Genomic DNA, 20,111 nt, shown 5'->3' with positions numbered 1-20,111 from the left:
TCTTTGAGTGTCCTGGTTTCGACAGGTGGCGTCATGAACTCATACGCCGACCGGAGCACTGAAAGAAAGCCCGGGCACGAAGGACCGCCGAGCGACCAGACAGCCTTATCGCCCCGTGAGGAGGCGACGCAGTCTGTCCACACCCCGTAGGGCGGAGGAACGTCCGGGGGTGCTCACCGGACCCACCACGCCCCGGTCCAGAAGCTCACGGGTCGCGCGGCGCAGCGGCGGGAACGCGGCGGTGGCCTGCGCCTCCGCCTCCGGGAACAGACGCGCCACGATGGCCAGCGACGTGTAGAGGGCGCGCTCCAGGCCGAACGCCTCCGCGCGAGCGAGCAGCGCGGGGACATCCATCGGGCGCGAGTACACGCCGCCCATCCAGGTGGCGCCGGTGATGAGCTCGCGCAGGTCCACGAACGACAGCCACGGCACGTCATACCCGTGGTGGGCCTGGTCCAGCGCGGTGAGCAGCAGCGCGTCCTCCAGCTCCGGGCGGAAGACGGACTGCCCGTAGACCTTCATGGGTCGGGCGCGCTCGAAGATGCCGGCCAACTGCTCACGTCGGTTCGCGCCCAGCACGTCCGCGTAGATGTGGATGGGGGTGCGGCCGTCGGACACGACGCGCGCGGCGCCGCTGTTCGTCGTGTCCTCCTCTGGGACGAACTCGTGATTGGACAGGTAGCCGGCGAAGCCGTCCACGTCCATGCGGCGCACCAGCACCTGGATGTCCAGCACGGGCCGGAAGCCCACGTGCGGATAGAGCGCCTCCGCGAAGGCCGCGCCGCCCAGGAGGAGAATCTTGCGGCCCTCCAGCTGATCCACGATGCGCTTGAAGTGGACCAGCTTCATGACGTTGTCGTTCACGGAGCCGGTGTAGATGGACATCATCCGGTCGCGGGCCCACTCCGGCGCCTCGCCCCCGCCCATCCGGTACTCCAGGTTGTACGCCGCGAGCGGCGCCAGTCCCTGCGCGATGGCCCAGTCGACGTACGCCTCCCATGGCGCGCCCCGGAGCTTTCCGCGCGGAGGCTCGAAGGAGGACAGGACCCGGAAGGTGTCGAGGAGGCTGGGCGCCATGGTGCGGCACCTTTAATGGGCCGGGCCTGCCCGCCGCAATCACCGTCTTCCAGCGGGCGAGCGAACAGGCCGTGGCGCCCCTGGCTCCGCTCCCGTCCCGGGAGGGGGCCGGGCGCCGCGCAGCCGCCGCAGCGCGTACCGCACCATGGGCCGGGCCCGGGGCGCCAGGGCCAGCTTCGCGGCAACCCATGCCGGCTTGTTACGCGCCAGCTCCGCGCCCACCAGCCGGGGGCCGGAGAACAGCCGCGTCGCCAGCGCGCGCTGCCACCGGGGCGGGGCCAGCGCCTTGAGCACCCAGGCGGGCACGGGCGCGTCCAGCAGCCGGTGCGCCGCGTCCCACGCGTACCAGACCAGGTGGGGCAGCTCCGTGCGCCGCGCGCGCGTCACCACGCGGTCCCAGTCGAGCCGGGGGTTCGCCCGCGCCAGCAGCTTCAGGTCGAACAGCCAGGCCAGCCGCTGCAGCAGGTGGTTGCTCGCGTGCAGGGCCAGGTAGACGGCCTCGTCCTCCGGGCACAGGTAGCGCACAGGGTGGCCGTCCAGCGTCGCGTCCAGCGACCGCGACACCATGGCGTCGCCCTCCAGCGACAGGCCGTAGCCCGTGAGCGCGCGGTAGTGCAGCTCCACCAGTCCGTCCGGTCCGGTGAGCTCCACATGGTGCGCGTCGTCCCGGTCCACATCGCCGGCCTGGGTGGTGAGCCCCATCCCCTCCAGCGCGTGCACGGCGCACAGCACCCGGGCGCGCGGCACCAGCAGGTCCACGTCGTTCGTCGCGCGCTGGAGCGGCTCCGGGTAGAGCCTGCGCGCCAGCCCGTAACCCTTGAGCAGCACCGGCGTCAGGCCCAGCGGCGCCAGCGCCGTCAGGCTCCGCGACAAGAGCGACCGCACGCGCATGCCCCGCGCCGCGCTCAGCCGGGCCTCGCGGGTGAGCAGCGCGGCGGCGTCCGGGGTCAGCGTCCAGTCCGCCTTCGAGAGCGCGTGCTCGACGAAGCCCGCCAGTCCATGGCGTACGGCGGCCTTCACCAGCACTTCACCATCGCCTTCGTTCGAAGGCCCGGGAGCGTCCGGCACTTCTGGCCACGCATGGAGCAGGGTCAGCAGGGCCGGAGAGGAGTCCATGGGCTCACCGCCGGAGCGCGATGATGCGCTCGGGCTCCGCGGCCTCCAACGCCACCAGCTGCCCCACGCGTTCGGCCACCGCGTCCGCGACCACCTCCAGCGCCAGCTCCTCGTCCCGGTCGATGGTAGCCCGGCCGTCACGCCAGACCAGGCGCAGCGCGCCGAGCAGGGACTCCTCCTCCTTCACGTCCAGGCGCACCTCCAGCGCGGCCTCGGCGCCGGCGTCCGGGTGCTGGGACTCGAAGACGACGCCCGCGTTCACGCCCTCATGCGGGCGGCGCAGGCGCAGCTCCAGCGAGGACAGGCTCAGCCCCTGGGACAGCGGACGGACGGCGTTCCACACCGCCTGGAACGAACCGGCCGCGCGCACCGCGGCGGTGACGGAGCGCACCAGCGAGCGCAGCTCCAGGTTGCGCTGGCGCGTCTGCTGGACGGCGTCCATGTGGCGCACGTCCAGGTAGCCCAGCTTGCGCATCAGCACCATGATGACCACGCCGATGCCGCTGAGCAGCAGCGCGCTCTGGATGCTGTTGGCGAAGCTGAGCCCCAGCGCGGTGAGCATGAACAGCGTGCACAGCGCGTAGAGCACCAGCACGGTGGTGCGGTGGGACAAGAGCAGGCGGCTCATCAGCCGGTGGTGGATGTGCTCCTTGTCCGCGCTGAACATGGGTCTGCCCAGCAGCGAGCGGCGCACCATGGCCAGCAGCGTGTCCATGATGGGCAGGCCCAGCGCCATCACCGGCACGAGCAGCGCCACCGCGGTGCCGCTCTTCGACGACGTCTTGATGGACACCGCCGCGAGCACGAAGCCCAGGAACATGCTGCCCGTGTCCCCCATGAAGATGGAGGCCGGGTTGAAGTTGAACACCAGGAACCCGAGGATGGCGCCCGCGAGCGCCACCATCAGCAGGCACAGCAGCACGTCCCCGCGCATCAGCGCGAGCAGGAAGTGGGTGCCCACGCCGAAGAACGCGACGCCGCCCGCCAGCCCATCCAACCCGTCGATGAGGTTGAGCGCGTTGATGACGCCCACCACCCACAGCACCGTCAGCGGCAGGCTCAAGAGCCCCAGCGTCAGCTCCGCGCCGAAGGGGTTGGCCAGCACCTCGATGCGGAAGCCCAGCGCGTAGAGGCCCAGCGCCACCGCGAACTGCACGGAGAACTTCAGCTTCGCGCCCGCGCCCTTGAGGTCGTCGTAGAAGCCCAGCGCCGCGATGATGGCGCCGCCCACGAAGAGGCCTACGATGAGCGACGTCTGCGCGAGGAACTGGTCCCCCACGCCCGAGTCCACGATGAACAGCGCGCACAGCGGCGCGAAGAAGCCCCCCACGATGCCAATGCCGCCCAGCCGGGGGACGGGCCGCACGTGCACCTTGCGGCTGGAGTTCGCCTGATCCAACCAGCCCCACGCCAGCGCACGCTCACGCACGCGCCACGTGAGCACCAACGCCACGAGGAACGACACGAGGAAGGCGACGAAGAAGGTGACCATGCGAGAGGAGCGTCCACCCGCATCGTGACGGTCACCGAAGCAGCGCGTCAACGTCCTGACGTCGCAGGTGTGTCACGACTCGCCTGCCTACCTGCTGTCAGCCCTGATTCGCGGGACTTCTGCGTCAAACGCATCGGGAGAGGACGGGTGGCGATGTCGGGCCAGGTGAGTCCTCACATCCGTGGGCCCGCGAGCAGCGCCGCCCCGATGGCGCCGGACAGGTCCCCCAGTTCGGCGATGCGCATCACGGGCTTGCGCTCCGTGATGAACAGGTGCGGGTGCATGGCGTCCTGGATGTGGCCCATGTACATGGGGCCCAGCCGGGACCCCAGCCCGCCTCCGATGATGACGGCCTCCAGGTCCAGCAGGTTGATGACGGAGGCGATGGCCACGCCCAGCATGTCGATGGCCCGCTCGATGAGCCGCGTCGCCAGCGGATCCTTCTGCTTCAGCGCGCTCGCCCAGACGCTGCTGGACAGGCGCGTGCGATTCTTGTCGCGCATGATGTCGAAGAGGAGGGTCTTCTCTCCCTTCCTCGCCGCCGAGCGCGCCTTGCTCTCCATGCACGCGCGCCCCGCGTAGGCCTCCAGGCAGCCCCGCCGGCCGCAGCCACAGCGCGCGCCGTTGGGCTTCACCACCATGTGGCCAATCTCGCCGGCGGAGCCCTGCCCGCGCCACGGCACGCCGTTGAGCACCAGGCCCCCGCCCACGCCCGTGCCCCACCACACGCCCAGCACGGAGCGGTGGCCGCGGCCCGCGCCCAGCTTGTACTCGGCCGCGACCGCCACCTGGACGTCGTTGCCCAGCATCACCTTGCCGCCGCCCACCAGGTCGCCCAGGTCCGACGCCAGCGGATAGGGCGCGTCCCAGCCGCCCGCCACGTTGGCCGTGTGCGAGAGCGTGCCGTTGTTCGCGTCCACCGAGCCCGGCACGCCCACGCCCACGCCCACGAGCTTCGCGGGCTCGATGCCCACGGCATGCGCGGCCTCGCCCAGCGTGCCGTAGAGCTCCTTCACCACCTCGCCCGGGCCGCCCGTCGCGGGGGTCACGTGGCGGGCCCGGCCCAGCACGTCGCCGCGCGCATCCACGATGACGGCCTCGATTTTCGTGCCGCCCAGGTCGATGCCTCCCCAGACGCGGCCCTTGCCGTTGCGCGCCCCGTTCCCCGCGCGGTGCCCGTTCTTCGCTGACGCGTCGGCCATGTGATGCCCCCGTGACTCGCGGCACCGGCGGCCGCTCGCGGCACAATCTGCGCAGCGCGGTCACGGCCAGTGCCGCCGTGCCGGGCACGCCCGTGTCCGCCCGCCCGCTCCACGGGGCTGCATGCGAGCCCTCCTTCCGGGGCACGGGGACGCCCTGCCTCCTCGTGCCCCTGTTCGCCGGAGGCGGGGGCGCATATAGGCTCCGTCGGAGTTCCTTTCGTGGAGCGCCCCGTTTCCCCCATGAGCAGCCGTTCCCCTCCCGCGCCGGACGCCGCTGACGCTCCGCCCCTGGGCGTGTCGGACGTGAAGGTCCGCGCGCAGCGCTCCATCATCGCCCTGCTCCTGCGGACGGTCGGCTCGCTGGGCTTGCGCGTGGTGAGCTCGCTCACCCTGTCGCATCTGCTGTTCCCCGGGGACTATGGCGTGTTCGCCATTGTCGCCTTCACCTCCGCGATGGGCGCGTTCCTGGGGGACCTGGGGCTCAGCGCCTCGCTGGTGCGCCAGCAGCACGAACCCACGCAGGACGAAATCACCTCCGCCTTCTGGAGCCACCAGGCGTTCACCGTCTTCATCGTGGGCGCCATCGTGCTGCTCGCGCCGTGGCTGTCGAGCACCTACGAGCTGGGGCCTTCGGGCGCGGCCATGGTGGGCACGATGGCGATCGGCCTGTTCTTCCACTCGCTGCGCGTCATCCCCGTCATGATGCTGGAGCGGCAGCTGCGCTTCCCGACGCTCGCGCGCATCGAGCTCATCGAGAGCGTGGCGCAGACGGCGGGCAGCATCCTGCTGGCCTCGATGCACTTCGGGGCGTGGTCGCTCATTGGCGGCGGGCTGGTGCGGGGCGCGGTGGGCATGGTGCTGTTCTGGGCGGCGGCGGGCTGGAAGCCCCAGGGCACGTTCCGCTGGGACATCGTCAAGCGGCTCTTGTCCTTCGGCATCTGGTTCCAGCTCACGGGCATCATCCCCGCGGCGCTCCAGGGATGGATTCCGCTCGTGGTGGGGCGCATGGAGGGCAAGGACGGGGTGGGCCTGGTGAACTGGGCGACCGCGCTGGCCTCCGTGCCGCTGGCGGTGAGCAGCGTCCTCACCCGCGTCGCGTATCCGGCGTACAGCCGCATGCAGGAGGACTCGGCCGCGCTGGCGGACTACCTGCGCACGTCCATCCGGCGCGTGAGCGCGGTCCTGTGCCTGGCCATCCCGTTCGGCGTCATCGCGCTGCCGCCCTTCATCCCGGTGGTCTTCGGCGAGCGCTGGAGCCTCGCGTCCACGCTGGTGCAGTGGTTCACCATCGAGGCGTCGATGCTGGCGGTGCAGGGCCTGCTGGCCTCGCAGCAGAACGCCAGCGGTCACGCGCGGGAGCGGATGTACGTGGCCATTACCGGGAGCCTGCTGCGCTTCGGCCTGGGAGTGCTGGCGGTGATGCACTGGGGCATCGTCGGCGTCGGGGTGAGCGCGACGGCCGTGACGCTCACGGAGCTGTGGTTCACGGCGCGACTGGTATCCCGCCGCAACCCGCACCTGTCGCGGCTCGAGTTCGAGGTCATGGAGCCGTTCCTCACGGTGGGCGCGCTGCTCGCGCTCGCGGTGGGCTGTTCGCGGCTCGCGATGGGACAGGACGGGCTGCTCGTGCAGGCGCTGGTCGCGGCGGGGCTGTTGACCGCGCTGGTGCTCGCGCGTGAAGCCACGCGGCGAGGCCTGTCGTTGCTGGGAGAGCTGCGCGCCCTGGTCCAGCACCTGCGCGCGAGGCGGGCGCCTCCGTGAGCCGCACGTGGCATCTGTTGACGGGGGAGTATCCGCCGGCCCCCGGTGGCGTCTCCGACCATTCGCGGAGCATCGCCCACGCGCTCTTGAAGGCGGGGGAGACGGTGCACGTCTGGACCCCTGGCGCCGACGGGCTCACGGATGATCAGGGCGTGACCGTGCACCGGTGGCCCGGCCTCTTCACGCCGCCGGGTCTGGTGCGCCTGACGCGCGAGCTGGATGCGCTGCCAGGGCCCCGGAGGCTGTTCCTCCAGTACGTGCCGCACGCATTCGGATTGAAGGCGATGAACGTGCCGTTTTGCGCCTGGTTCGCGGCGAGGCGGCGGGACGAACGCGAGCTGTTCCTCCATGAGGCAGTGTACCCGTGGAGTCCGGGCGCGCCGTGGAAGCATCAGCTGCTCGCGGGAGTCACGCGGGTGATGCTGCGCACGCTGGCGTTCGGCGTGGAGCGCGCCTACGTGTCCATCCCCACCTGGGCGGAGCACCTGCCGGATCCACTGCGGTCCCAGGCCCGGTGGTGTCCCATTCCCAGTCCCCTGCCCCTGGACGTGCCGGCGGACGAAGTGCGCGCGGTGCGGGATGCGCTTGGCGGCCCCACGGTGGCGCATTTCGGGACGTATGGCGGAGCCATCGCGGGCCCGCTGGAGGCTGTGCTCGTGCCGCTGTTGCAGCGGGATGAACGGCGGCAAGCACTACTGCTGGGCCGGGGCAGTCAGGGCTGGTGTGAGGCCCTGGGACGGAAGCATCCCGCGCTGGCCCGCAGGCTTCATGCGAGGGACGGACTGGCGCCGGAGGCCGTGGCCGTGCACCTGCGCGCGGCGGAGCTGCTGGTGCAGCCGTATCCCGACGGCGTCAGCGCCCGGCGAAGCAGCGCGATGGGCGGATTGGGACTGGGCCTGCCCATCGTCACCAACACCGGGCACCTGAGCGAACCGCTGTGGCGCGAACTGCGGCCAGTGGCGCTCGCGGATGATGCGTCACCCGCTTCGCTGCGGGTGCTCGCGGAGCACCTGTTGGAGCACGAGGAAGAGCGCCGGACCCTGGGTGAGCGCGCGGCGCGCGTGTACCGTGAGCACTTCGCGCTGGAGCACACGGTGGCGCACCTGCTGCGCCGCGGAGTCACCGCGTGAGCATCTTGAGGTTGAAGGTCCTGATGGATCCGCGCGAGGAGGGCTGGCCCAGCATGGACCTGGTGGGCGAAGCGCTCGTCGAGGGACTGGCGGCGTTTCCCGCCGAGGTCGGCGTCACTCCCGTGCGTCCGTCCATTCCCCACGCCGTGCGCGCCCTGCCCCGCGTGGGAAGCCGCAAGGCCGCCTTCAACGCGGACCGACTGCTCACCCGCTTCGGCCTCTATCCCGCGCGATTGCTGCGTGAGCGAATCGGCCACGATGCGTTCCACGTCGTGGACCACACCTACGCGCAGCTCGTCCACGCGCTGCCCGCGGAGCGTACCGGCGTCTTCTGCCATGACCTGGACGCGTTCCGCTCCGTCCTGGAGCCCCACCGCGAACCACGCCCCACGTGGTTCCGCCTGATGGCGAAAGCCACGCTCAAAGGCCTGGAGCGCACAGCCATCGTCTTCCACAGCACGCAGCAGGTCCGCGACGAACTGCTCGCGCACGGCGTGGTGCCTCCCGAGCGATTGGTGTGGGCGCCCTACGGAGTCTCGCCGGAGTACCGGCTCGACCCCGTTCCCGGAGACGCCAGCGAAGCCGTACTCGCACCGCTGAAGGGCCGGCCGTATCTGCTGCACGTGGGCAGCGCCATCCGCCGCAAGCGGCTGGACGTGCTGTTCGACACCTTCGCTGCGCTGAGAGCCCGGCATCCGGAGCTCATGCTGGTGCAGCAGGGTGGAGAGCTGGACGCGGCTCAACAGGCACAGGTGGCGCGGCTCGGCTTGAAGGACGCGCTGCTGCAACCACCCCGGCAGGAGCGGGCCACGCTCGCGGGACTGTACCGGCGTGCCCGCGCGGTGCTGGTGCCCAGTGACGCGGAGGGCTTCGGCCTGCCTATCATCGAAGCATTGGCGTGTGGTGTCCCCGTGGTGGCCAGCGACCTGCCGGTGCTGCGCGAAGTGGGCGCCGACGCCTGCACGTACTGCCCGGTGGGCGACGTGGCCGCATGGTCGGAGACGGTAGACGCCCTGCTCACGGGTCGCGTGCCCGCCCCATCCGCGGAGACGCGGCATGCACGGGCCGCACGCTTCACGTGGAGCGCCCATGCGCGCACCGTGTTGGACGCGTATCTGCATCGCCTTGACCGCCCCGGGCGGGTCTGATTCGGTCGCGTCCGCGTGCGGATCCTGTTCCTCAATCCCGTGGGAATCCTGGGCGGTGCCGAGCGCGCGCTCGTGGATCTCCTCGCGTGCCTGCGCACGCTGGAGCCCGGCCTTTCGCCGCACCTCATCGCGGGTACGGACGGGCCGCTGGTGGAGACAGCCCGAGGGCTCGGCGTGGAGACCCAGGTGCTCGCCCTGCCCGACCGCCTGTCCGCGCTCGGGGACAGTGGTCTGCGGGAGCAGGGTCGCGCGGGTCTCTTTCGCTTCGCGCGTGAGATTGCCCCGACGCCCCTGCTGCTGACCCGCTACGGCCTCGACCTGCGGCGCGCGGTGCGTGACGCGGCGCCGGACCTGCTGCACTCCAATGGCATCAAGACCCACCTGCTGAGCGCGGCCACCACCGGACTGCCAGTTCCGCGCGTGTGGCACGTGCACGACTTCCTCGGTGAGCGACCGCTCGTGCGCCGCGCGCTCTCCGGACTGCATCCGCTGGCCTCGGCCGCCATCGCGAACTCGCAGGCCGTGGGCGATGACGCGCGCACGGTGCTCGGGAAGGTGCCCGTGCACGTCGTGCCGAACGGCGTGGACGTGGAGCGGTTCTCTCCGGCCGCCGGTGACGGCGCGCACCTGGATGCACTGGCCGGATTGCCGCCCGCGCCTCCGGGCACGCTGCGCGTGGGGCTCGTGGCCACGTACGCGCGTTGGAAGGGACACGACATCTTCCTGGAGGCCGCGGCCCTGCTGACGCGTCAGGCACCGTCCCTGCCCGTGCGCTTCTACCTCGTGGGCGCGCCGCTCTACCGCACGGCCGGCTCGCAATTCACCGACGCGGAGCTGCGCGAACAGGTGGAGCGCCACGGCCTCACGGGCCGCGTGGGCTTCGTGCCCTTCCAGCCCGAGCCCGCCCGCGTCTACCGGGCCCTGGACGTCTTCGTGCACGCGAGCACCCGCCGCGAGCCCTTCGGCCTCACCATCGCGGAGGCGCTCGCCTGCGGCCGGGCCGCCGTCATCTCGAAGTCGAGCGGCGCCGCCGAAGCGCTGCGGGATGGCGAGGACGTGCTGGCCATCGAACCCGGCGACGCGAACACGCTCGCGGCGGCCCTGCGCCGGCTGCTGGAGGACGAAGCCTTGCGAGACACCCTGGCCCGCGCGGCCCGCCACACCGCCGTACGCCGCTTCTCCCGTGAGCGCTACGCCCGGGACATCCTCGCCGTGTATCGGAGCCTCGTCCCCACGCGAGGGCATTCATGATGCGTCCCCGGAAGCTCGTCACCGTCTCGCACTCCTACGTCGTCACCCTCAACCGGCGGCTGGCCAACGAGATGGCCCGCGTGGGCGCCGGCCGCTGGGACGTCACCGCCGTGGCGCCGAAGTCCTTTCACGGGGACCTGAGCCCGCTGGTGCTCCAGCGCGACCCTCACGAGGCCGTGAACCTGGAGGGCGTACCCGCGTACTTCAGCCGCTCGCTGCACGGCTTCGTCTACGGGCCGGAGGTGCACGCGCACCTGTCGCGAGGCGCGGACCTGGTGCACTTGTGGGAGGAGCCCTACGTGCTCTCCGGCCTGGAGGTGGCGCTGATGACGCCCGCCCACGTGCCGCTCGTCTTCTGCACGTTCCAGAACCTGGCCAAGCGCTATCCCCCGCCCTTCGCGCAGGCCGAGCGCTTCGTCCTGCGCCGGGCCGCGGGGTGGATCGCCTGGGGCCAAACGGTGCACGACAACCTCCTCGCGCGGCCCGGCTATGAGCAGCGCCCCTCGCGCTTCATCCCCGTGGGCGTGGACGTGGAGCACTTCCGTCCGGATCCGGAGGCGGGCCGCGCCTTTCGCGAGCGCCTGGGCTGGACGTCCGAAGGGCCGCCCGTGGTGGGCTATCTGGGCCGCTTCGTGCCGGAGAAGGGCCTGCGGCTCCTGATGGATGCACTCAACAGGATGACCACGCCCTGGCGAGCCCTCTTCGTCGGCGGAGGCCCGCTGGAGGTGGACCTGCGCGCCTGGGCCGCGCGCCACGGAGACCGCGTGCGCATCGTCACCGGCGTGAAGCACGCGGAGGTGCCTCGCGCGCTCAACGCCATGGATGTGCTCTGCGCGCCCAGCCAGACGACGCCCGCGTGGAAGGAGCAGTTCGGCCGAATGCTCGCGGAGGCCTTTGCGTGTGGCGTGCCCGTGTTCGCCAGCGACTCCGGAGAGATTCCGCACACCGTGGGCGATGCCGGGCGCATCCTGCCGGAGTCGTACGGCGGTGCCTGGATCACCGCGCTAGAGGAGCTGCTGGAGAGCCCCGCTCAACGCCAGGAGTTGTCCGCGCGAGGCCGCGAGCGAGCCGTGTCCCGCTTCGCCTGGCCGGTGGTCGCGAAGGCGCACCTCGACTTCTTCGAGCAGGTGCTCGAGCGCAAGGCCTGAAGCTTCACGCCTCCAGCCGAGCCACCACCGCCGCCGCCATCGCGTCCCACGTCCAGGCCCGCAGCTCCGACGACAGCGCGGCCACTGCGGGCATCCAATCCCCGCCCCGGGCCCGCCATTCCTCCAGGCGCCGCACCAGCTCGCCCGAGTCCTCGGGGTCATCCAGCAGCAGCCCCTGAAGCGACGACGGGAAGCGCTCCGCCACGCCCGCCGAGCGGCTCACCAGCGCGGGGATGCCCACGCACAGCGCTTCGTGCACGCCCAGGCCATAGGACTCGTAGCGCGTGGGGGAGACCAGCAGGTCTGCGGCCGCCATCAGGCGGGGCACGTCGTCGCGGAAGCCCAGGAAGCGGATCCGCTCGCCCAGGCCCTGCTCACGCGCCGCGCGCTCCCATGATTCCCGCTGCGCACCCGTCCCCACGACGCACAGGTCCATGTCCCACTCGCGTCTCGCGCACAGCCGCGCCCACGCATGGAAGAGCGTGTCGAAGCCCTTGCGCCGGTCCCCCAGCGCGCCCACGAACAGCGCCACCCGCCGTTCTTGAGACCAGCCCAGCGACGTCCGCGCCTCACGACGGAGAACAGGCGTCGTGGACGGGAAGCGCGTCGGATCACCGCCCAGGTACACGACATGGACGCGGGATGCCTCCACGCCCGTGGCGGTCAGCAGGTCCTGCCGCGTGCGCTCCGAGTTCGCCAGGATGATCCGCGCCCGGCGCAACGCGCGTTGCTCGCTGCGCAAGTGCATCCGGTGGCTCACGTGACCCTTCAGCGTGCGCAGCGGACTGCCGACGGGCTCGGGGGCGTGCGCGGCGTGGACGTAGTGGACCCAGTTGGCGGCGGCTACCTCACAGTTGCCGCCATTGGCCACCACCTGGCCACCCTGCGCCAGCGTGCGCGCCGCCCAAAAGCGCCCTACGGCGTCGAGCAACGGCTCGCCCAGCAGGTACGCGTTCGCGGGCTTGGGCACGCGGACGAAGTGCACGTTGGGGTAGCGCAGGAGCGAATCCTCCACCCGGTGCGCCACCAGCCGCACGGGGCCACCCTGGCGCGCGAGCCAATCCGCCAGCGCGAGGTTCGCGCGGTCCATGCCTCCGGTGGAGACGAAGTCACCGGCGATGAGGGTGTAGGGCCGCATTCCGGTTCCAGTACGCGCTGAAGAAGGCCGCGTTGAGCAGCCAGAACTCCATGCCCATCTGGCTCATGAAGAACTGGTAGCTGAAGGTCTGCGCGAGCGCGCCCAGGTCATACGCGAAGAGCAGGCTGCCCCAGAGCCAGAACTCGCCCGCCGAGTCATCGCGGCGCCGCGCCACCTGGAAGCCCCACCCCAACGTCACCAGCAGCGCGAGCGGATAGCAGACGAGCCCCAGCCATCCTCCGTCGTACGCCCACGCCGTCCACTGGATTTCAGCCCACAGCGGAGGACTCTCGCGGTCGAGGTTGTCGCCGAAGTAGGCGTTGGCCATGCCGTAGCGCCCCAGGCCCGCGCCCAGGGGGAACTCCGGGAGCACCTGGTCGAAGGTCTCGTCGAGGAAGCGGCCGCGGTTGGATTGATACACCTGCGACGGGTCGGAGGCCGTGAGCGTGCTCCAGCGCGAGAGCACCGCGTCGCCACCGACCGCGACGGCCCAGCCGAAGGCCACCACCGCGAAGCCACCCACGACCGAGGCCAATGCCACGAGCCGCACCCACCGGCCGCTCACGGTGAGCACCAGCGCCATGGCCGCCATGCAGACAATCAGCGTCACCGCCGCGACGCGCACCTGCCCCAGGTAGAGGCAGATGAGCCCGATGCCGATGCCCGCCGCGCCCAGCACCTTCCGCGACATGCCCTGACGGCTGAGCAGGAACGCGCCGCCCAGCAGCACGGAATAGAAGGCACCGGTGGCGGCTCCGCCCGGAACGTCCGTCAGCCCCATGGGGCGGAACACGCGCGCGCCGCTCGCGGTCTCGAACTGGAGGCTGCGCACGTAGCCCTCGCCCTGGCTTTCGACCATGGCGGACAGGGCGGGCTGGAAGCGTCCGGGGAAGGTCACCTGCAGGACGCCCAACGAGGCGCTCGCCATGTTGAACAGGAAGAGCAGCAGGACGACGCGTCCGAACATCTTCGCGTCGATGCGCAGGCGGCTCGCCCAGAACAGCGGCGCGAACACGGAGATCTGGATGCCCAGTTGCGCGGCCGCCGCCAGCGGGGTGTTGGTGCCGGGGTGGAAGAAGTTCAGCGCGGTGAGCCCCGCCGAGGCGAGCAGGAAGGGCATCGCCGGGTGCTTGAGGCGCGGACCCTTCACCAGCACCAGCAGCGCCAGGCTCGTGCCAAACGACAGGATGCGGAACACCACGCGCGCTGGAGCCAGCGCCTCCATCAGCAGCGCGAGCTGGCAGATGAAGAGCAGGACGATGAACGCCACCACCACGTGACCCGAACCGAGCAGCCCCGGAGACGCCGCCGCCGGAGTCGGTACGGCCTGCGTTGTCGCGGGTTGTGGCACGCGGCGCACGTACCGCTGATGCAGCACACCCGGGCCACGGAGCTGGGGACGAGGACTCGCGCCACTCATGCGGCGGCCTCCCGGGCCACGGAGCGCACCGAGTCCTCCAGCGCCGACAAGAAGGCATCAGGCGCGCTCAGCGCCTTCGCGCGAGAGGGGCCACCGCTGCCCAGCTTCCGCCGGGCCGACTCATTTTCGATGAGTCCGCGCAGCGCCTGGGCCAGGGCCTCCGGCTTCGGCTGCACGAGCACGCCGCAAGACGCATCGACGATCTCCAGCGGTCCGCCCAGCGCGGTGGTGACCACGGGAAGCCCGGCATAGAGCGCCTCCACGAACGCCAGGCCAAACGGCTCCGGCCCGGTGTTGGGCTGACAGTGCACCTCCGCCGCGCGCAGCAGGCGAGGCACATCCGAGCGCTGCCCCAGGAACCGCACGCGGTCCCCCAGACCCAGGGCCAAGGACTGGGCCTTCAAGCCCGCTTCGTAGGCGATCTCTTCCGGGCGCTGCGCACCACCAGCGAACCACGCCTTCCAGCGAGGCACCTGGCGCAGCCGGCCCAGCGCTTCGAGCAGCAGCCGCTGCCCCTTCCACTCCTGCATGCGGCTGGCATGGACGATGACGACATCCGTCGGATCCGCGCCCAGTTCGCCGCGGAGCGACGTGCGCTCGGAAGCCATGAGGTCCGGGCCACCGTCCTGAACAGGTGGATGGAGCAAGCGCCACTGCGTGCGCGGATACACGCTCGGAAGCGTGCTCGCGGTGTAGCGGCTGTTGCACAGCGCCAGGTCCGGAGAGGTGACGCGAGCCCAGCGCTCCACCCAGTGCGAACCCGACAGTGCGTCGTGCTGGAAGAAGAGCAACGGAACACCGGCCGTGCGCACCACCGGCCCGAAGATGGCTTGAGGCCACGCCGCGTGACACACCACCGCGTCGAACGCCTCCCGCCGGAGCAGCGCCATCAGCGAGCGTCGAGCCTCCCAGACCCGCCAGGGACGACTCACCTTCGCCGGTCCCAGCAACGTCAGCGGCGCGCCCGCCGCGCGAAGCTCCTCCGCGATGCGTCCCTCGAAGCAGAGCGCGAACGCATGCACCGAGCCGCCCGCCCGGTCCGCGCTCGCGAGCGCCAACGTGCGCAGCAACGTCTCGACGCCGCCGTAGAGGTTTCCGCTGGAGACATGCAGCACGCGAAGCGGCGCACCACCCGACGCATGCGAGGAGCGACCTCCGCCCTCCGCGGGACCGTCACGATGAGACGCGCGCGTTCCGTGCATGCGCGGACCTTCAGCGCCCGCCCGCGACGTGCCGGACGGAGGCATCGCTCTTCTCCTCCGCCACCGGCTGCCGTCCGAGCGCCTCCGCGTACAACTCCAGGCTGCGCGACGCCATCACGTCATGGGCGAACTCCGCCCGCGCACGCTCCTGTGCCCCACGCGACAGCCGCTCGCGCAGGCCCGGCTCCTCCACCAACCGGCGCGCCGCCGCCGCCAGCGCCCGCGCATCACCGACGGGCACCGTGAGCCCGGTGTGCTCATGCAGGCTTACCCACGCCACACCGGAGTCCGGCACGGCGGTGTTGAGCACGGGCAATCCACTCGCCAGCGCCTCCACCTGCGACAGGCCATACGCCTCGCTGCGCGCGTTGCTAGGAAACCACAGCGCCGTCGCGGCCCGGTACGCGCCCGTCAGCGCCTCCGGCGACAGGTAACCCGCCCACGTCACCCGGTCCTCGATGCCCAGCGCCTTCGCCCGCGCGCGGCCCTCCTCCGCCAGCGGCCCCTCGCCCACGATGGCCAGCCGCCCCGGCGCGTGCACCAGCGCCTCCAGCGCCGTGAACAACCCCTTGTAGTAGACGAGCCGCCCCACCATCAGCCACAGCGGCCCGCCCGCTGCCTCCGCCGTCCATCGCGCCTGCGCCTCGCGCGCTTCCGCGGAAGGCGGCCGCAGGTACGACTCCAGCTCGATGCCCAGCGGCAGCACCCGCACCTTCGACTTGAACGTCGACAGCAGCGACGAGCCGCGCACGTACGCGTCGCTCGTGGCCAAGAGCCGCGCCGCGCGCGCGTACAGCATCCACTCGAAGGGACGGAACAGCGCGCCCGCGACCTTCTGCCGGATGATGTCGCTCTGGTGCGTCACCACAACCGCCGGCAGACGCGGCACCGCGTCCAGCGCCAGCACCATGCTCGGGTTGGGCACGTGCAGGTGAACCACATCCACGCCCCGCGCCAGCGCCCTCCTGAGCACGAACGGCAGCGACGGCATCACGTCCATGCGCGCCACGGACGCGAGCCGCCCCAGGCGAATCACGCGCACCGGACCGTCCCACTCCTCACGCGTGGGACTGCGCCCGTGGAACTCGTGGCTCGTCCCGGTGCCGTCCACGGAATGGTTCGCGCACAGCACCTCCACCTGCGCGCCCAGCGACGCCTGCGCGCGCGCCAGCGTTCGCACGTGCGCCTCCATGCCGCCGGAGGCCGGAGGGTAGAACTTCCCCAGGTGCAGCACCCGCAGGCCCGCGCCCCTCACGACGGCGCCACCCCGCCCTTGGGCTCGTCCTGCGTCGGGCCATAGCCCTGGTAGCCCAGGTACGTGTCGCCGTAGCGCGGCTGCCGCAGGTCCACGTCGTTGAGGATGGCGCCGAACATCCGCGCCTGCACGTCCGCCAACGAGCGCAGCGCGCGCTTCGCGGCGCTCCGGTCCGTCCGGCCCGCCTTGAGCACCATCACCACGCCGTCCGCCTGCGTGGCCAGCACCGCCGCGTCCACGACGGCATTGAGCGGCGGGCTGTCCAGGATGATGCGGTCGAACTTCTCCCCCGCGGTGCGCAGCAGTTCCTTGAAGGCACGCGTGTGCAGCAGCTCCGCGGGGTTCGGCGGCAGCGGGCCACACGGCAGCACGAAGAGGTTGGGCACCTCCGTGCTCTTCACCGCCTTGTCCAGCGAACCCTCGCCCACCACCAGCGAGCTGATGCCCAGGTCGTTGGGCACGCCGAACGCGCGGTGCAGCCGGGGCCGGCGCATGTCCGTGTCCAGCAGCAGCACGCGGTTGCCGCTCTGGGCCATGGCCACGCCCAGGTTGATGCACGTGGTGGACTTGCCCTCCTGCGGGCCGCTGGACGTCACCACCAGCGTCTTGCAGGGATGATCCGGCGACATGAACAGCAGATTGGTGCGCACCGCGCGGCAGCACTCCGCCACCGCCGAGCGCGGCGCGCGGTGCACGTACAGGTCGCGGTCGCCCGGCGCCTTCGTGGCCTCCATGCGCGGCACCACGCCCAGGAACGCCAGGCCCAGCACGTCCTCCACGTCCGCCTGCGACGCGACGCTGTTCTCCAGCATCTCCAGGAACAGCGCCACGCCCAACCCCAGGAGCAGCCCCATCACCCAGCCGACCATCAGGTTGCGCCGCGTGTGCGGCCGCACCGGCACCATCGCCGGCTGCGCGGGGTCCAGCACGCGCACGTTGCTCGTGCGCAGCAAGCCCGACAGCTCGATGTCCTTCAGCCGCTTGAGCACCAGCTCATAGAGCCGCTGGTTGTTGTCCGACTCGCGCTGCAGCCGTCCGTACTCGATGGCCTTCTTGTTCACCTGGAAGGCCTCGGCCTTGGTCTCGTCCAGGAGCTTGTTGAGGTTCTTCTCCTCGCCCTGCGCCTCCGCCAACTGCGTCTCCGCCGAGCGCACCACGTTGCTCAGGCTCTTGAGCAGGTCCGCGCGCACGACGTCCAGCTTGCGGTTGCACTCCAGCAGCTTCGGGTGCTCCGGCAGGTAGCGCTCGGTCAGCTCCGCGCACGCGGCCTTCTGTTCGCCGTAGCGCGATTTGAGGTCCTGGATGGGACCGTCCTTCGCGCCGGGCACCGCCTCCGCCCACGTCTCGTCGTTGCCCGCGTCCCTGCGCAGCCGGTGGATGGCGTCCACGCGCGCCTGCTGCGCCGCGATGCGCGTGCGCACCTCGGTGAGCTTCAGGTTGTAGGAGTTGATCCGCTCGCTGACGATGGACAGCCGCGACTCCAGCGACGTGGACAGCATGTCCGCGTCCTTCTTCAGGTCGTAGACGGCCATCTCGCCGGCCTTGGACTGACGGCCCAGTTCGTCCAGGCGCCCCTCCAGCCACGTGCGCGCCTCCTCCGTGGTGCGCAGCTTCAGCGCCAGGTTCTCCGCCATGTACGCGGCGGCCACCTCGTTGGAGAGCAGCGCCGCGCGCGCGGGATCCACGTCCTCCACGCCAATGTTCATCACCCGCGAGTCCTTGCCGGGCACCACCTGGATGCGCGAGCGCAACAACCCCACCGGGTCCGCGTCCTCCAGCGCCTTCGCGCGCTCCGCCGGATCCTGGTTCGCCGGCAGGCCCAGGAAGGACGCGTCCTTCGACAGCCCCAGCCGGTCCACCACACGGCTGGCCACCGCGCGCGAGGTGATGATCTCGCTCTGCGTGGCGTAGTACTCCTTGTTGAACCAGTAGTTGCTGCGCTCCTCCCCCATCACCTCCTTCACCTCGCCGTCGAGGATGCGCGGCGCGGTGACGTCGATGATGAGCGAGGTGCTGGACGCGTAGATGCGCGGCTGCCGCAGCGTCCACGCCGCGGTGAGCGCGGTGACGCCCAACGCCACCCCGAGCATCACCCACCGCCGGCGCCACACGCCCCGCACCCGGTGCATCACGCTCGCGGACGCCGCGCCGGGCGCCCCACCGGCCGGGTCCAACACCGTTCCTTCCACGTCGCGTCTCTCCGGAAGTGGCTGCCGCGGGCGGTCTCCACCGGCCCGAATTCGTCCGGACCCGACCTGCACCCACATCGCGCTGGGGGAATAACGTCCGGAGCGTGCAACGGGCGGGGCGGGTTGTCCATCCAACCGACGTCGCCTGGATGCCCCCCATCCATCCGCGCCGGTCCGCGAACGCGCACCCCGGGGGGTCCTGTGGTAGTGAGCGGCGCAATGGTTCCTGCGCTTTCCGTCGTCCTGCCCTTCAACCCCGCCACCGCCGCCGCCGCCGCCCGGTTCGCCCACGCGCTGGCCGGCCAGGCCCAGGTCGTGCTCGCGGGTGAAGGGCCGGTGGACGTCACGCCCGGTCCCAACGTCCACGTCCTCGCGGCCCAGGGCGGCAAGGGAGCGGCCATCCGCGCCGCGCTGCCCCACGTCACCGGCGCCCACACGGTGCTCCAGGATCCAGACGCCGCCTACTCGCCCGACACCTACGACGCCCTGGTGCAGCCCCTGCGTGACGACACCGCGGACGGCGTCTTCGGCCGGCGCCCCGGCATGTCGCCGGAGATGGTGGCCGAGCGCGCGCTGGGCGGCATCACCCGCTTCGTCACCGACGTGGCGCTGACGGATCCGCTCACCGGCCTGCGCGCCTTCCGCACGGAGGCGCTGCGCTCCATCCAGCTCACCAGCGACGACGACGCGGTGGACGCGGAGCTGGTGGTGAAGCTGGCCGCGCAGCTCTTCCGGCTCACCGAGGTGTCCCTGCCGCCGCTGCAGGCCGTGCCGCGCCGCCCGGCCTCCGCGCACCTGGCCCGCCTGCGCACGCTGGTGCGCTACGCCACCGTGCGCGACGACGCGGACAACCAGCACGAGGGCTACTCCACCCTGGAGCGCATGGACGGCGCCACCCACTACAACCAGTGGCTGGGCCGCCGCTTCCGCGAACACATGGGCCGGCGCGTGCTGGAGATTGGCGCCGGCATCGGCACCATCACCCGCGAGTTGGAGGCCGGCGCGGAGCACCTGGTCGCGCTGGAGGTGGAGCGCTTCTACGTGGACCGCCTGAAGAACCTCTTCCGCGGCAAGCCCCACGTGCGCCCCTACCTGTCCGACGTGGCGCTCGCGGACTGGGAGTCGCTGAAGGCGGAGAACCTGGACACCATCGTGCTGTCCAACGTGCTGGAGCACATCCCGGACGACGCGTCCGCGGTGCGCCGCTTCCGTCAGATTCTCCAGCCGGACGGCCGCGTGCTCATCCTCGTGCCGGCGCTGCCGCAGCTGTTCGGCGCCATCGACGAGGCCGTGGGCCACTACCGCCGCTACACGCCGGAGACGCTGCGCGCGGTGCTGCAGGAGAACGGCTTCCGCGTGGACACGCTGGAGTGGATGAACCTCGTCGGCCTGCCGGGCTGGTTCGTCAACAGCCGCCTCCTGCGCCGCCGCGCGGTGCCCAAGCTCCAGCTCAAGCTCTACGACACGCTGGCGCCCCTGCTCGCCCAGGCCGAGCAACAGGTGAGGCTGCCCGTGGGCATGAGCCTGTTCGCCGTCGCCCGCGCCGTCTGATGCCCGCGTGAGCGCCGAAGCCCACCCCACC

Annotated in this window: 15 protein-coding genes; 6 read left to right on the top strand and 9 right to left on the bottom strand. The window is 71.4% G+C overall.

Translation table 11 applies throughout. From position 1 onward, the window contains the following. Positions 1-105: 105 nt before the first annotated feature. The 4 genes from D7V77_RS14235 to D7V77_RS14220 form a co-directional block, all read right to left on the bottom strand. Entirely contained in the window at positions 106-1,077 is a 972-nt protein-coding gene (locus D7V77_RS14235; RefSeq protein ID WP_120576822.1) for a nucleotidyltransferase family protein, read from the bottom strand. A 39-nt stretch (positions 1,078-1,116) separates the two neighbouring features. Continuing rightward, a complete protein-coding gene (locus tag D7V77_RS14230; RefSeq protein ID WP_199733782.1) occupies positions 1,117-2,193 on the bottom strand; it encodes a nucleotidyltransferase family protein in 1,077 nt (358 codons plus the stop codon). Between the two features lie 4 nt (positions 2,194-2,197). Further along, positions 2,198-3,685, bottom strand: a complete 1,488-nt coding sequence (locus tag D7V77_RS14225) for an MraY family glycosyltransferase (RefSeq protein ID WP_120576821.1) — start codon at positions 3,683-3,685, stop codon at positions 2,198-2,200. Positions 3,686-3,858: 173 nt separating this feature from the next. Next, positions 3,859-4,887, bottom strand: a complete 1,029-nt coding sequence (locus tag D7V77_RS14220) for an ROK family protein (protein WP_120576820.1) — start codon at positions 4,885-4,887, stop codon at positions 3,859-3,861. A 240-nt stretch (positions 4,888-5,127) separates the two neighbouring features. Here D7V77_RS14220 and D7V77_RS14215 point away from each other — a divergent pair, with 240 nt between their 5' ends. From D7V77_RS14215 to D7V77_RS14195, 5 genes are read left to right on the top strand one after another with little or no spacing between them, the layout of a single operon-like run. After that, positions 5,128-6,648, top strand: coding sequence for an oligosaccharide flippase family protein (locus tag D7V77_RS14215; RefSeq protein WP_120576819.1), 1,521 nt, complete (start codon positions 5,128-5,130; stop codon positions 6,646-6,648). Beyond that, positions 6,645-7,778 (top strand): glycosyltransferase, encoded by a 1,134-nt coding sequence (locus D7V77_RS14210; RefSeq protein ID WP_120576818.1) that lies wholly within the window; start codon positions 6,645-6,647, stop codon positions 7,776-7,778. The genes D7V77_RS14215 and D7V77_RS14210 overlap by 4 nt, the downstream gene beginning before the upstream one ends. A 23-nt stretch (positions 7,779-7,801) precedes the next feature. Next, positions 7,802-8,926, top strand: a complete 1,125-nt coding sequence (locus D7V77_RS14205; RefSeq protein ID WP_120576817.1) for a glycosyltransferase family 1 protein — start codon at positions 7,802-7,804, stop codon at positions 8,924-8,926. Positions 8,927-8,941: 15 nt separating this feature from the next. After that, positions 8,942-10,177: a glycosyltransferase family 4 protein gene (locus D7V77_RS14200; protein ID WP_120576816.1), complete on the top strand. Its 1,236-nt coding sequence runs from the start codon at positions 8,942-8,944 to the stop codon at positions 10,175-10,177. Beyond that, on the top strand, positions 10,174-11,325 hold the full coding sequence (locus tag D7V77_RS14195) for a glycosyltransferase family 4 protein (RefSeq protein ID WP_120576815.1): 1,152 nt from the start codon (positions 10,174-10,176) through the stop codon (positions 11,323-11,325). The genes D7V77_RS14200 and D7V77_RS14195 overlap by 4 nt, the downstream gene beginning before the upstream one ends. A gap of 4 nt (positions 11,326-11,329) precedes the next feature. Here the strand turns inward: D7V77_RS14195 and D7V77_RS14190 are convergent, their stop codons facing one another. The 5 genes from D7V77_RS14190 to D7V77_RS14170 are packed head-to-tail and all read right to left on the bottom strand — an operon-like array spanning position 11,330 to position 18,529. Then, positions 11,330-12,415 carry a glycosyltransferase family 4 protein gene (locus D7V77_RS14190; protein ID WP_120576838.1) on the bottom strand — a complete coding sequence of 362 codons (1,086 nt, stop codon included), beginning with the start codon at positions 12,413-12,415 and terminating at the stop codon, positions 11,330-11,332. A gap of 19 nt (positions 12,416-12,434) precedes the next feature. After that, a complete protein-coding gene (locus tag D7V77_RS14185; RefSeq protein WP_120576814.1) occupies positions 12,435-13,883 on the bottom strand; it encodes an O-antigen ligase in 1,449 nt (482 codons plus the stop codon). After that, positions 13,880-15,085, bottom strand: a complete 1,206-nt coding sequence (locus D7V77_RS14180) for a glycosyltransferase family 4 protein (protein ID WP_199733781.1) — start codon at positions 15,083-15,085, stop codon at positions 13,880-13,882. The genes D7V77_RS14185 and D7V77_RS14180 overlap by 4 nt, the downstream gene beginning before the upstream one ends. A gap of 10 nt (positions 15,086-15,095) precedes the next feature. Further along, positions 15,096-16,277, bottom strand: coding sequence for a glycosyltransferase (locus tag D7V77_RS14175; RefSeq protein ID WP_304485870.1), 1,182 nt, complete (start codon positions 16,275-16,277; stop codon positions 15,096-15,098). A 59-nt stretch (positions 16,278-16,336) separates the two neighbouring features. Continuing rightward, positions 16,337-18,529, bottom strand: a complete 2,193-nt coding sequence (locus tag D7V77_RS14170; protein WP_120576812.1) for a polysaccharide biosynthesis tyrosine autokinase — start codon at positions 18,527-18,529, stop codon at positions 16,337-16,339. A gap of 219 nt (positions 18,530-18,748) precedes the next feature. Here D7V77_RS14170 and D7V77_RS14165 point away from each other — a divergent pair, with 219 nt between their 5' ends. Beyond that, a complete protein-coding gene (locus D7V77_RS14165; protein WP_120576811.1) occupies positions 18,749-20,080 on the top strand; it encodes a bifunctional glycosyltransferase/class I SAM-dependent methyltransferase in 1,332 nt (443 codons plus the stop codon). Positions 20,081-20,111: the final 31 nt, after the last annotated feature.

Source organism: Corallococcus sp. CA041A (assembly GCF_003612075.1).
Classification (GTDB): Bacteria; Myxococcota; Myxococcia; order Myxococcales; family Myxococcaceae; genus Corallococcus; species Corallococcus exiguus.
Note: the sequence above shows the minus strand (reverse complement) of the source record. Positions and strands in the feature narration are given on the sequence as shown.